Annotated in this window: 12 protein-coding genes; 3 read left to right on the top strand and 9 right to left on the bottom strand. The window is 60.4% G+C overall.

The genetic code is table 11. The features are described from left to right. Positions 1-35: 35 nt before the first annotated feature. The 3 genes from V6P94_RS02170 to V6P94_RS02160 all read right to left on the bottom strand — a co-directional run bounded on the left by V6P94_RS02170 (position 36) and on the right by V6P94_RS02160 (position 4,202). The gene (locus V6P94_RS02170; protein WP_133079059.1) at positions 36-2,384 is read right to left on the bottom strand and encodes an FdhF/YdeP family oxidoreductase; all 2,349 of its coding nucleotides are present in this window, start codon (positions 2,382-2,384) and stop codon (positions 36-38) included. Beyond that, entirely contained in the window at positions 2,381-3,220 is an 840-nt protein-coding gene (fdhD, locus tag V6P94_RS02165) for a formate dehydrogenase accessory sulfurtransferase FdhD (protein ID WP_133079058.1), read from the bottom strand. The genes V6P94_RS02170 and fdhD overlap by 4 nt, the downstream gene beginning before the upstream one ends. A gap of 94 nt (positions 3,221-3,314) precedes the next feature. Beyond that, entirely contained in the window at positions 3,315-4,202 is an 888-nt protein-coding gene (locus V6P94_RS02160; RefSeq protein ID WP_133079057.1) for a LysR family transcriptional regulator, read from the bottom strand. Positions 4,203-4,306: 104 nt separating this feature from the next. On the opposite strand from V6P94_RS02160, the gene lysM reads away from it, so the two are divergent. Further along, on the top strand, positions 4,307-4,747 hold the full coding sequence (gene lysM, locus V6P94_RS02155; protein WP_338648990.1) for a peptidoglycan-binding protein LysM: 441 nt from the start codon (positions 4,307-4,309) through the stop codon (positions 4,745-4,747). 111 nt (positions 4,748-4,858) lie between these two features. Here lysM and yrfG read toward each other — a convergent pair whose 3' ends face one another. Continuing rightward, positions 4,859-5,521, bottom strand: a complete 663-nt coding sequence (yrfG, locus tag V6P94_RS02150; protein WP_219262574.1) for a GMP/IMP nucleotidase — start codon at positions 5,519-5,521, stop codon at positions 4,859-4,861. Positions 5,522-5,608: 87 nt separating this feature from the next. On the opposite strand from yrfG, the gene nudE reads away from it, so the two are divergent. Further along, the gene (gene nudE / locus V6P94_RS02145; RefSeq protein ID WP_133079054.1) at positions 5,609-6,175 is read left to right on the top strand and encodes an ADP compounds hydrolase NudE; all 567 of its coding nucleotides are present in this window, start codon (positions 5,609-5,611) and stop codon (positions 6,173-6,175) included. Then, a complete protein-coding gene (gene cysQ, locus V6P94_RS02140) occupies positions 6,172-6,999 on the top strand; it encodes a 3'(2'),5'-bisphosphate nucleotidase CysQ (RefSeq protein ID WP_133079053.1) in 828 nt (275 codons plus the stop codon). Before nudE ends, cysQ begins: the two co-directional genes overlap by 4 nt. Before the next feature lie 104 nt (positions 7,000-7,103). Here the strand turns inward: cysQ and V6P94_RS02135 are convergent, their stop codons facing one another. The 5 genes from V6P94_RS02135 to rfbB form a co-directional block, all read right to left on the bottom strand. After that, positions 7,104-7,559: a thioesterase domain-containing protein gene (locus V6P94_RS02135; RefSeq protein WP_133079052.1), complete on the bottom strand. Its 456-nt coding sequence runs from the start codon at positions 7,557-7,559 to the stop codon at positions 7,104-7,106. 12 nt (positions 7,560-7,571) lie between these two features. Next, on the bottom strand, positions 7,572-8,963 hold the full coding sequence (locus V6P94_RS02130) for a sigma-54 dependent transcriptional regulator (RefSeq protein ID WP_338648989.1): 1,392 nt from the start codon (positions 8,961-8,963) through the stop codon (positions 7,572-7,574). Next, on the bottom strand, positions 8,960-10,777 hold the full coding sequence (locus V6P94_RS02125; RefSeq protein WP_338648988.1) for a cache domain-containing protein: 1,818 nt from the start codon (positions 10,775-10,777) through the stop codon (positions 8,960-8,962). Before V6P94_RS02125 ends, V6P94_RS02130 begins: the two co-directional genes overlap by 4 nt. Before the next feature lie 147 nt (positions 10,778-10,924). Continuing rightward, on the bottom strand, positions 10,925-11,797 hold the full coding sequence (gene rfbD / locus V6P94_RS02120) for a dTDP-4-dehydrorhamnose reductase (RefSeq protein WP_338648987.1): 873 nt from the start codon (positions 11,795-11,797) through the stop codon (positions 10,925-10,927). A 17-nt stretch (positions 11,798-11,814) separates the two neighbouring features. Next, complete coding sequence (gene rfbB, locus V6P94_RS02115; protein ID WP_133079048.1) at positions 11,815-12,897, bottom strand: dTDP-glucose 4,6-dehydratase; 1,083 nt, start codon at positions 12,895-12,897, stop codon at positions 11,815-11,817. Between the last annotated feature and the right edge of the window lie 149 nt (positions 12,898-13,046).

Below are 13,046 nucleotides of genomic sequence, written 5' to 3'. Positions count from 1 at the left end.
GATGTGATGGGTTTTAAATGTGGGAGCGGACTGCGTCAGCTGGCCTTGGCCATGATCAGTTTCGACGGGCTGGCGGCTTCCAGGCAAATGGCCACGAATTTGGACGTAGGCGTGTGGCTGCCATCGCCTGTGCTTTCCAGCGGCACCAACGGATTGACCTCCGGGTAATACGCAGCGGCTTGCCCGGCAGGAATATCAAATGCCAACAGGGTGAAGTTTTTGACCCTGCGCTCGTGCTGGTCATTCCAGATCGAAACGATGTCGACCTTTTGCCCCGGCTTGAAGCCCAGGCGGATGATGTCGGCTTCGTTGACGAACAACACGTCACGCTGGCCCTTGACCCCACGATAGCGGTCATCGAGGCCATAAATGGTGGTGTTGTACTGATCGTGGGAACGCATCGACTGCAAAATCAGGTCGGGCAACTGGCCGGTAGCGCGGGTGCGTGCATCCACCAGGTCTTGTGGCAGCACGTTGGGCCGGAAGTTGGCGCGCTGCGACGGCGTGTTCCACTGCCGCGCACCGGCCGAGTTGCCCAGGTAAAAACCGCCAGGGTGCTGAATTCGTGTGTTGAAGTCCTTGAAGCCCGGGATGGTGTCGGCGATCAGCTCGCGGATACGCCGGTAGTCGCCCACCACCCAGCTCCAGTCAATCGGATGAGTGCCCAGGGTGGCGGCGGCGATACCGGCGATGATCGCGGGCTCCGAACGCATCTGGTTGGACAGTGGCTGCAACTGGCCGTTGGAGTCGTGAACCATGCTGAAGGAGTCTTCCACCGTGACGGCTTGCGGGCCTTGAGCCTGGATGTCGATATCGGTGCGGCCCAGGCACGGCAAGATCAGCGCTTCTTTACCGTGCATCAGATGGCTGCGGTTGAGCTTGGTGCTGATCTGTACGGTCAGGTCGCAATTGCGCAGCGCCTGGGCAGTGCGCGGGCTGTCCGGGGTGGCTTGGGCGAAGTTGCCGCCCAGGCCGATAAACACCTTGGCACGTCCTTCAAGCATGGCGTGGATGGCTTCAACCACGTTGTGGCCGTTTTCACGGGGCACCTTGAACTGGAAGCGACGCTCCAGGGCGTCCAGGAAAGCCACCGGCGGGCGTTCGTTGATGCCCATCGTGCGATCACCCTGCACGTTACTGTGGCCACGCACCGGGCACAGCCCTGCGCCAGGGCGGCCAATGTTGCCGCGCAGCAGCATCAGGTTGGCGATTTCCTGAATGGTCTGCACCGAGTGCCGATGCTGGGTGATGCCCATCGCCCAGCACATGATCACGTTTTTGCCCTTGAGGTACATGCGAGCAGCGCGCTCGATATCCACCAGGGGCAGGCCCGATTGTTCCACGAGGTGATCCCACGAGGTGTCATCGAGGCTGGAGATGTAGTCGAGGATGCCTGCGGTGTGTTCATTCAAAAAAGCGTGATCGAAGACGGCCGGCTCGCCTGCGGCCTGGGCATCGCGCTCCCACTGCAACAGAAACTTGGCCATGCCGCGCAACAGTGCCATGTCGCCGCCTAACGCCGGACGCAAATAGGCCGTGTTGGTCGGGCGGTCGCCGTTAGTGAGCATTTCCAGCGGGTGTTGCGGGTGCTGAAAGCGTTCCAGTCCACGCTCTTTGAGCGGGTTGACGCACACCACCTGGGCACCGCGTTTAACCGCTTCACGCAACGGTTCAAGCATGCGCGGGTGATTGGTGCCGGGGTTTTGCCCCAGCACGAAAATCGCATCGGAGTGTTCGAAATCGTCGAACGTCACGGTGCCTTTGCCCACCCCGATGCTTTGCGCCAACGCCACGCCGCTGGCCTCGTGGCACATGTTTGAGCAATCCGGGAAGTTGTTGGTGCCAAACGAGCGCACAAACAGTTGGTACAAATACGCGGCTTCATTACTGGCCCGGCCCGAGGTGTAGAACTCCGCCTCATTGGGGCTGGCCAGGTTGAGCAGGTGCCGGGCGATCAAGGCGAACGCGGCGTCCCAGCTGATGGGGGTGTAGCGGTCGGTTTCAGGGTTGTAGCTCATGGGCTCGGTCAGGCGGCCCTGATATTCCAGCCAGTAATCGCTTTGCTCCAGCAGTGCGCTGACGCTGTGCCTGGCAAAAAAAGCAGCATCGACACGACGTTTGGTCGCTTCCCAGTTCACCGCCTTGGCGCCGTTTTCGCAGAACTTGACCAGACCACTCTCCGGCGAGTCACCCCAGGCGCAGCCCGGGCAGTCGAAGCCGCCGTTCTGGTTGGTCTTGAGCATCATGCGCAGGTTTTTCAGCGCGTTGTCGCTGGTCAACCAGGCTTGCGCCACACTGATCAGCGCGCCCCAGCCACCGGCCGGGCCTTTGTAGGGCTTGTAGCGGGGAGTCGGGGTTTTGTCGGCTTGATGGTGTGTGCTCACGGTTGATTCTCCTGCGCCGGGCTGTACACCCGTGGTGCGCTTTTTTGTGGCAGATGAATAAGGTTGAGGTTGTGGCGTCGTGCCCATTGCAGCGCCAGGCCCGTGGGCGAGGACAGGCTGATCAGGGTCTGGATACCGGCGCGCAACACTTTTTGAATCAGCTCAAGGCTGCAACGGCTGGTGACGATCGCTGCGCCGCCCGTCAGGTCGATGTGCTGGCGCACCAGCGCACCGATCAATTTATCCAGAGCGTTGTGGCGGCCAATGTCTTCACGGCCCATCAGCAACTGGCCCTGGCCGTCCATATAGACGGCAGCATGTACGGCGCCGCAGTGCTGGCCCAGCGGCTGAAAATCACTGATGCGCTGGCGCAGGCCTTCTAGCCACTGTGCCGGTGGCAACGGTGCGCCGGGCAGTACCTTGAGGTCAGGCAGGGCCTGTTCGACCGCTTCTACACCGCACAAGCCGCAGCCGCTGGTACCGGCCAGTTGTCGGCGTTGCTGTTTGAGGTTCCAGAACGCGCGGCTGGCGATCTCGACCTGTGCGTAGTGGGCTGAACCGGCACCCGTAAGCTTGAGGTCATAGATTTCGCTGGCGTCGTGAATGATGCCGCTGCCCAGGCTGAAGCCGACGATGAAGTCTTCGAGATCGGTGGGCGTGACCAGCATTACGGCCTGGCTGATGCCGTTGTAGGCAATCGCCAGGGCGACTTCTTCGGCCAGGGCCGTTTGCTCACCGCTGCTGTGATCCAGGGTGACGTAGTCATAGTTCTGGCTGGCAGCAGGCGCGGGCGTAACAGAAGCGGGCGCCGCGCACAGGGGGCGCTTGGCGTTCATAAGGCTGTACCAACGTTCAATTCAGCTCTTAGCCTAGGCGCGACACAGTGTCGCGTCTAATCGCTAGTGCTGATCTATTGATAGATAGCGTCGATCAAGAAGGGTTTTGTGATTTCTGATAAAGCGCAAAACAGGCTTCAGCCAGGGCTGAGCGCGGGGCAGCACGACGCATGATCAAGCCCAGTCGGGCCAGTGTGCGAGCGTCTGCAATGGGATGCAGGCGCAAATCATCGGTCAATGCTTGCAGCCCGCCATCTAGGGGCATGACGGCGCAGCACAGGCCGCCGTGGACGGCTTGTAACAGTTGATGAACGGCATCGGTTTGCAGCAGGGGGTGTGGCGTGAGGCCACGGCTGTGGAAGTTGTAGTCGATGGACTGGCGAAAGTGCATGCCGCTACTGAGCAGGCCCAGCGGCAATTCAATGAGCGCCTCCCAGCTCAGGGGCTGATCGCCAAAGTTGAAATACCGCTGGTCGTACAGCAGGCCCATACGGGTCTCGTCCAGGGCAAGGGAATCAAAGCGCTCCTGATCAAGGCGCTCGAGGTACGACACGCCTACGTCCAGCCGATTACTGGCCAGTTGTTCGAGGATTTGCTCAGAGCTCAACGCCGACAACTCGAATCGCAACTCGGGATGCTCCTGGTGCAGGCGCTGCAATAAAGGCAGCGGATCAAAACTCGAGAGCGGAACAACCCCCAGGCGCAAGGTGCCGATCAGGTTGCCGCGACAGGCGGCTGCTTCTGCCTGCAAACCGTCGTAGGCCGCCAGCACGGTCCGGGCCCAGGCCAGGACACGCTCACCGGGGGCGGTAAAACTTTCGAAACGCTGACCGCGATTGACCAGTTGCAGGTCGAGTTCCTGTTCAAGGCTGCGCAAGCGCATGGACAAGGTGGGCTGTGTGATATGGCAGCGGGCAGCCGCCTGGCCGAAATGCCGGGTTTCATCGAGGGCAATGAGGAATTTCAGCTGTTTGATGTCCATCGTCACTCCCGGCGCAATTGAGTGGGCGATTCTAGCGCGCTTGCTGCCGTCAATGATGGTCTACGCTCATGGGTCTGAATCTTCCAACCCTAGGAGCGTGATTTATGAGCATTTTCAGCTTTGTGAAAGAAGCCGGTGAAAAACTGATCAATCTGCTGACCCCCGGTAATGCCAATGCCGGTGAGGAGCTGAAGAAACACGTAGAGGAAGTGGGCCTGGGCAATCCAAATATCACCGCCACCGTTGACGGTGACAAAGTGACGGTCAGTGGCGAAGTGGCCACGCAGGAAGAGAAAGAAAAAATCATTCTGGCTGCCGGGAACATCGCGGGCGTGGCCAGCGTTGAGGATCAAATTACGGTCAGTGGCCCGACTGTTGTCGCTTCGCGTTTTGTGGTGGTGAAAAAGGGCGACACCCTGAGCGCGATTTCATTGCAGGTGTACGGCAACGCCAACCAGTACAACAAAATCTTCGAAGCCAACAAACCGCTGCTCAAGGATCCGAACAAGATCTACCCGGGTCAGACGCTGCGTATTCCCGAGTAAGCCCGTTACATCTTGTGGGAGCGGGCTTGCTCGTGATTGCATCACCTCGATGATTCAGATCCACCGAGTTGTTTGCATCGCGAGCAAGCCCGCTCCCACAGGGTTGATTCGTTACAGCCCTTCCAGCAGTTCGCGATAGTCGCCCAGCGCGGCAAATTCTTGTGTGTCCTTCGGGCCTTTTTTGCTGTCGGGCTGTTTGACTGCCAGCAAGTGGGCCACGCCAAAATCACGGGCACTGCGCAGAATCGGCAAGGTGTCATCGATAAACAGGCTACGGCCCGGGTCAAAGTCGATATCGGCGTGCAGTGCATCCCAGAACGCCGGGCTTTCCTTTGGAAAACCGTAATCGTGGGAGCTGATCAGGCGCTCGAAATAAGGCGCCAGTTCAATGCGCTCCAATTTCAATGACAACGAATCACGGTGCGCGTTGGTGATCATGATCACCCGTTTGCCCGCTTTTTTGATGGCCGCCAGAAAAGTATCGGCGTCGGGTCGCAAGGCAATCAGATGAGCGGTTTCAAGCTTGAGCTCGCGTACCGGGATCTTCAGCTCGCGGCTCCAGAAGTCCAGGCAATACCATTTCAACTGGCCAGCATTGCCTTCAAACAGCGGCGTCAGCTCAAGATCCGCCATTGCCCGGCTGATGCCATGCAGCTCGGCGTAGCGCTGAGGCAGGTGTTCGAGCCAGAAATGATTGTCGTAGTGCAGGTCGAGCAGCGTGCCGTCCATGTCGAGCAGCACGGTATCGATGTCGCGCCAAGGTAAAACGGTCATGCAAAACTTCTCCCACAGGTAAAAATTTCCGACACAGACAATCGGAAAAGCCGGGGTATAGTACCCCGTTCATATTGAGGAGCCGCTATGCGCCAAAAACCCACCGTACTTGCCCGTGAAATTGTTGCCAGTAGCCGATTATTTCGGGTCGAAGAGGTGCAGTTGCGCTTCTCCAATGGCGTTGAGCGCACTTACGAACGGTTGGTGGGGCGCGGCAACGGTTATGGCGCAGTGATGATTGTGGCCATGATCGACGCTGAACACGCAATTCTGGTCGAAGAATATTGCGGCGGCACTGATGAGTACGAAATTTCGCTGCCCAAGGGCCTGATCGAGCCGGGTGAAGACGTGCTGGCGGCGGCTGAGCGAGAGTTGAAGGAGGAGGCCGGTTTCGGTGCTCGCCAGCTTGAGCATTTGACCGAGCTGTCACTGTCCCCTGGCTACATGAGCCAAAAAATCCAGGTGGTGCTGGCGACTGACCTTTATGAAGCGCATCTGGAAGGCGACGAGCCCGAGCCGATGCGTGTTGATCGGGTCAATCTGCGGGAGCTGTCGAGCCTGGTGCTCAACCCGCAATTCAGTGAGGGGCGTGCCCTGGCTGCGCTGTATCTGGCGCGTGACCTTCTGACCCAGCGCGGAGTGTTCCAGCCGTGAGTGGTTTGCCCCATCCGTTGCTTGAGGGCGTCATCACCCTGGCCCATGCCGCTGGCGACGCGATCTTGCCGTTCTGGCGGGCCGGTGTTGAAGTCACCGCCAAGGCCGATGACTCCCCGGTAACCGCCGCCGATCTGGCAGCACACCATGTGCTGCTCGATGGCCTGACAGCTCTTGATCCGAGCATTCCTGTGCTGTCGGAAGAAGACGCCAATATTCCCCGGAGCATACGTGCCGGGTGGACGCGCTGGTGGTTGGTTGATCCGCTGGATGGCACCAAGGAATTTATTTCTGGCACTGAAGAATTCACGGTCAATGTTGCGCTGATCGAAGAGGGCAGAGTGGTGTTTGGCGTGGTATCCATGCCCACCAGCGGTCGTTGCTACTACGGTGGCGCGGGCTTGGGCGCATGGCGGGCGGATGGCGATGTGAGTGTGCCCATCAGCGTGCGCAACACGCCGCCTGAAGGCGAGGCGTTGACCGTGGTTGCCAGCCGCCGGCATTCCAGCCCTGAGCAGGAACGTTTACTGGCCGGGCTGAGTGAGCATCTGGGCGAGTTGCAGCTGACCAGTGTGGGCAGTTCGTTGAAATTCTGTTTGCTGGCAGAAGGCGCTGCCGATTGCTATCCGCGCCTGGCGCCGACTTCGCAATGGGATACGGCGGCGGCTCAAGGCGTGCTGGAAGGGGCCGGTGGTGTGGTGTTGCAACTGGATGGCGAGCCGTTCAGCTACCCGCCCCGTGAGTCATTGCTCAATGACTCGTTTCTGGCATTGCCTGCCAAGGCACCGTGGCGTGAAAAACTGCTGGATCTGGCACAAGGCTGAACTTCATCTGTGGGAGCGGGCTTGCTCGCGATGGCATCGACGCGGTTCAACTGAAAGACCGCAGCGTCTGCATCGCGAGCAAGCCCGCTCCCACATGAATTGAATCAGCGATGCAACACGTACTGCCCGCTAAACCTCACCGCATCTTCCCCGCCCTGTGCATTGATCACCCGCGTGTCGAGGGTCAACCGTGCGCGGCCGTGGCGTTTGTACATGGCCAGGAATTTGGTCCAGGCTGCCTCACCCGGCGCATCACACAGCGCGATGGCGTCCTCGGTCACGGGCAGCGGGTAGCTGATATGACCTTCCTGAATCACGATATGCCCGTCCTCAATCCCCGCTTCGCGCAGGCTCAAATGCAGCCAGCCCCAGCCCGCCAGCACTGCGGCGCAGTACAGGCTGCCGCCAAACATGGTGCTCTTGTGGTTGATATTGGCCTCGAGCGGCAATTGCAGGCGCAGTTGCCTGCCTTGCCAGCCCAGCACTTTAAGGCCCATTTCACGGGTGAGCGGAATGTCGTGATGGAGAACTGATTCCAGATAACGACTGTCGCGGTTCATGCAGTGGCCTCTTTAATCAAGTTCATCAGTGTGCGGATGACTGGCGCTGTCGAAGTTGAGCCCGTGCTTGCGCAGTTTGTCGTGCAAGGTTTTACGGGGCACACCCAGGGCTTCGGCCAGGCTGCGCATGGAGCTGTGGGAGCGCTCCAATTCGGCGGCAATCAGGCTTTTTTCAAAGTGTTCGACTTGCTCGCTCAACCCCCCCGAAACCTCATGACCGGTTGAGTCTTTGCCTTCAGCCGAGTCGTCCAGCGCCAGCTCAAGACCAAGGGCGAAGCGCTCGGCGACGTTTTGCAGTTCTCGCACGTTGCCCGGCCAGTTATGTCGCAGTAACAACGCCCGTTGCGCCGGCTGCAGGACGTTGGGCGTCAGGTCGTGGCGCACGCTGGCCTCGCCGGCAAAGTAATCAAAGAGCATCAGGACGTCTTCACCCCGCTCACGCAACGGCGCAATACGCAGGGGCGCAACGTTCAGTCGGTAATACAAGTCGGCGCGAAAACGACCCTGATCCGCGGACTGGCGCAGGTCTTCCTTGGTGGCGGCGATTACCCTGATATCCAGCGGGATCAGTTGATTGCCGCCCAGACGCTCGACCACCCGTTCTTGCAGCATGCGCAGTAATTTGACCTGCACATCCAGGCTCATGCTTTCGATTTCATCGAGGAACAGCGTGCCGCCATTGGCAAACTCAAACTTGCCGATGCGGCGCTTTTGCGCACCGGTAAAGGCACCCGGCTCGTGGCCGAACAGCTCGCTTTCAACCACTGATTCGGCCAGGGCCCCGGCGTTGATTGCCACAAACGGGCCGTTGCGCCTGCTCGACAAGTCATGCAGCGCCCGTGCGACCACTTCTTTGCCCGAGCCGGTCTCGCCCAGAATCAACACATCGGCCTTGGTCGCCGCCAGTGCCCCGATTTGCTCGCGCAAACGCAGCATGGCGGGCGACACACCTACCAGTCGCGTGCTCAGTAGCTGGCGATCACTCAGGGCCAGGCGCAGGCTGCGGTTATCCAGGACCAGGGCCCGCAAGGCCAGGGCACGGCGCACGCTGTCGAGCAAGGCGTCGCTGGCGAAGGGTTTTTCGAGAAAGTCATAAGCCCCCGCACGCATGGCCTGAACCGCCAGCGGTACATCGCCGTGGCCAGTGATCAGCAACACGGGCAGTTCCGGGTCCTGGCCATGCAGTTGAGTGAGCAACTCAAGGCCGTCCATGCCCGGCATGCGGATATCACTGACCACGACCCCCGGCCAGTCGCGGCCTATGCGTTCGGCAAGGCCGTTTGCTTCGGCCAGCGGCACTACATTGAGACCCGCCAGGTCCAGGGTTTGAAACAAGGCCTGACGCAGGTGCGGGTCATCATCGATCAGGATGACCTGAACGCGTGGATCGATGGGCTGGCTCATGACCTGGAGTCCTCCGAGGCTTGCAAACTCACGCCCGGCGCCCCTGCGCGCAGTCGTAAGGTAATTAAGGCACCGCCTTCCTTGTGGTTGGCAAACAACAATTCGCCGCCAAACGCCCGGATCAGCGTGTCACAAATGGCCAGCCCCAGGCCCAGACCCTGAGTGCGGGTCTTGGTGGTGTAGAAGGGCTCGCCGGCGCGGCCCAACGCCTCCAGGCAAAAGCCCGGGCCGTTGTCGCGAATGTACACAGTGACGCCTTCCGGCGTCGATTGGGCACTTAGCCACAAGCGTCTGGGCGGGCCTTTTTCGGTCAGGGCATCGAGGGCGTTGGCCAGCAGGTTGCCCAGCACCTGGCGCAGGCGGGTTTCACCGGCTTCGACCCACAGCGTGGCGGCGGGCAAATCGCGGATCAGTTCGACTTCCATTGCGCGCCGCCGTTTGGCCAGCAAGGCCAGTGCATCGTCCAGAGCCGGTTGCAGGGCGACGCTTTCAGGCGCATGGCGATCACGCCGGGCGAAGGCCCGCAGGTGGGCAATGATCGAAGACATGCGCCCGGTCAGCTCATTGATCAGTTTCAGGTTGCCCCGCGCGTCCTCGATGCGCTGGTGGTCGAGCAGCACTTCCGCGTTCTCGGCATAGCTGCGGATGGCCGCCAACGGCTGGTTGAGTTCGTGGCTGATGCTGGCCGACATGGTGCCCAGCGCAGAAAGCTTGCCGGCTTGCACCAGATCGTCCTGGGCGCGCACCAGTTCCTGTTGCGCATGCTCGCGCTCCAGCACTTCTTCACGCAGAAGGCGGTTGAGCCCCTCAAGGTCGCTGGTACGCTCTGCCACACGCATTTCAAGTTCACGACGGGCCTTGGCTTCAAACGCAATGCGGTCCAGGTAATGGCGCCGCCGCTGCATCATCAAGCCAATCAGCAGCATGACCACCAGCAAGGTGGCGCCACCGATGGCCAGGACTGTGCGCACCGAGCGGTCGATCAGCGTGCGCGGGGCAAGGATATTGACACTCCAGCCTGTCTCGTCGATTTTTTGGGTTTGCACCAGCCAGGCGTTGAGGTCCAGGTTCAGCGGTTTAGGGTCGCTGGTCGGGTAGGGCAGGATGGCAAAAATGGCCTGGCGCTCTTCTGGCGACAAATCGCGGGTGGCCCTGAAGCGCCATTCCGGGCGTGAGGTGAGGATGACCACGCCGTTACTGTCGGTTGCCAGCAGTTGCTCGGGTGTACTGCCCCACAGCTGTTCGGTGTGGTCCAGGTCGACTTTGACCACCAGTACGCCGAGTTTTTTATCGCCGTCGAGTATGGGGGCCGCAAAGTAGTAACCCCGTTTGCCGGAGGTGGTGCCCAGCCCAAAAAAGCGCCCCAGCTTGCCTTCCATCGCCTCGCTGAAATACGGGCGGAACGCGAAATTGCGCCCGATAAAACTGTCGGCCTGATCCCAGTTAGAGGTGGCCAGGGTATCGCCGTGGGTGTCCAGCAAGTACATGACCACGGCACCGGTCTGGTTACTGATGTCATCCAGCAAGTGGTTGGCCTTGGCCTGAGCCTCGACATCTTCAGGGTTGGCCAGTACGGCGCGAAGGTCTGGCAGTTCGCCGAGAATCTGTGGCAGCACCTCATAGCGATGCAGCGTGCCCAGCAGGTTGGCGACGTACAGGTCGAGGGTCTGGCGATTTTGTCCGGCCAGTTCGCTGCGGTAATAGCGTTCGGCCAGGTGCTGCAGCGGCCACAACAACGGTGCGAGGCACAGCGCCAATAAGGCCAGGCTGCGCCAGCGGGGTCTGCGAGGAACTGAGGAGGAGGAGGTGATCATCGGGAGACCGCGCCGCAAGAGTACGACGCAGTATACCCAACGAACCCCGTGGGAGCGGGCTTGCTCGCGATGCAAACGCCGCGGTCTTTGAAGCAGGCCGCGGTGATGCCCTCGCGAGCAAGCCCGCTCCCACAAGGGGGGTTGGCGTTAGTGTGGCTGCCCGGCCAGGCACTCGCGCAATGCGCTCTGCCAGTCGGGCTGGGTGACGTTCCACTCGCGGGCCAGGCGACTGCAATCCAGCCGCGAGTTTTGTGGCCGTGCGGCAGGCGTCGGGTAGGCGCTGGCAGGGATGGGTTCCAGGCTCGCGCACGACTTGCCTTGGGCGCTCAGGTGTTCGGCAATGGCCTGGGTGAAGCCAAACCATGATGTTTCGCCCTGGGCCGTCAGGTGGTACGTGCCCCAGGCCCCGGCCTCGCCGGTTTGCCAGCGTTCTATCAATGCCCGCGTGCTCTGGGCAATGGTGCCAGCCCAGGTCGGCGCGCCGATCTGGTCAGCCACCACGCGCAGTTCCGGACGCTCTTGCAACAGGCGCTGCATGGTCAGCAGGAAATTCTTGCCGTGGGTCGAGTACACCCAGCTGGTGCGCAGGATCACATGCTGAGCTCCGCTCGCAGCGATGGCCAGTTCACCCGCCAGCTTGCTTTTGCCGTAGACGCCCAAGGGGTTGGTGGCATCGTCTTCGGTGTAAGGCGCAGGCTTGCGGCCATCGAACACGTAATCGGTGGAATAGTGGATCAGCGGGATGCCCAGGGCCGCCGCTTCTTCAGCAAACACACCGGGGGCAATGCCATTGATGGCGAACGCCAGCTCAGGCTCGCTTTCGGCTTGATCCACGGCAGTGTGTGCGGCGGCATTGATGATCAAGTCAGGCCTGTGGGCCCGTACCTGGCTGCGGATTTGCCCGGGTACGGCCAGATCAAGCACATCGCGTCCCAGCACAATCAGCTCGCCCAGACCGGCAAGGTGCTTTTGCAACTCAACCGCCACTTGACCGGTTTTGCCACTGATCAGGATTTTCAAAGAAGCTGCTCCATCCGTTATGCGATCAAGTCCTTGGGATCAGTGCAGCCCAGGCGCTCGCCTTGATAGCTGCCGTCTTGAACCCGGCGACACCAGTCCAGGTTATCCAGATACCACTGCACGGTTTTGCGCAGGCCGGTTTCGAAGGTTTCTTCGGGTACCCAGCCCAGCTCGCGTTCGATTTTGCTGGCATCGATCGCGTAGCGCTGGTCGTGGCCCGGACGATCCTTGACGAAGGTGATCAGGTCGGCAAATTGTGCAACACCCGCCGGGTGCACTGGCGCCAGTTCTTCGAGCAAGGCACAGATGCTGCGTACCACGTCGATATTGGTTTGCTCGTTGTGCCCGCCGATGTTGTAAGTCTCGCCAACCACGCCTTCGGTCACGACCTTCAACAAGGCACGGGCGTGGTCTTCCACGAACAGCCAGTCACGTACTTGCAGGCCATTGCCGTACACCGGCAGCGGCTTACCGGCCAGGGCGTTGAGGATCACCAGCGGGATCAGCTTTTCCGGGAAATGGAACGGGCCGTAGTTGTTTGAGCAGTTGGTCAACAACACCGGCAAGCCGTAAGTGCGGTTCCAGGCGCGGACCAGGTGGTCGGATGCCGCTTTACTGGCCGAGTACGGCGAGCTTGGCGCGTAAGGCGTGGTCTCGGTGAACAGGTCATCGACGCCATGCAGGTCGCCATACACTTCGTCGGTCGAAATATGGTGGAAGCGAAACGCGCTTTTTTCCGGTTCAGGCAGGGTCAGCCAGTAAGCACGGGCGGCTTCGAGCAGGCTGTAGGTGCCGACGATATTGGTCTGGATAAAGTCGGACGGGCCGTCGATGGAGCGGTCAACGTGGGACTCGGCCGCCAGGTGCATGATCGCCTGTGGCTCGAAGCGCGCAATGATTGCACTGACAGCGGCCTGGTCGACGATATCGGCCTGTACGAACTCGTAGCGGGTATCGGTGGCAATGCTTTGCAGCGATTCAAGATTACCGGCGTAGGTCAACTTGTCGAGATTGAGGACTTCGTGACCGGTGTTTTTGATCAGGTGACGGATCAGCGCTGAACCAATAAAACCGGCGCCGCCGGTGACTAAAATGCGCATGGAGTTGTTCCCTATTCCCTGAAGACCTTTAAACGTATGGCGTATAGCTTGTGGGGATGAGCCGGGTGGTGCAAGTGGGCGTGATCAGGAATATCAATACACAGGCATATATCCGGATTAATATCCGTATTTAAGGCATGTATGCGGTC

The sequence above is a fragment of the Pseudomonas sp. ML2-2023-3 genome (assembly GCF_037055275.1).
Classification (GTDB): domain Bacteria; phylum Pseudomonadota; class Gammaproteobacteria; order Pseudomonadales; family Pseudomonadaceae; genus Aquipseudomonas.
This window is presented reverse-complemented; position numbering and strand designations above follow the sequence as displayed.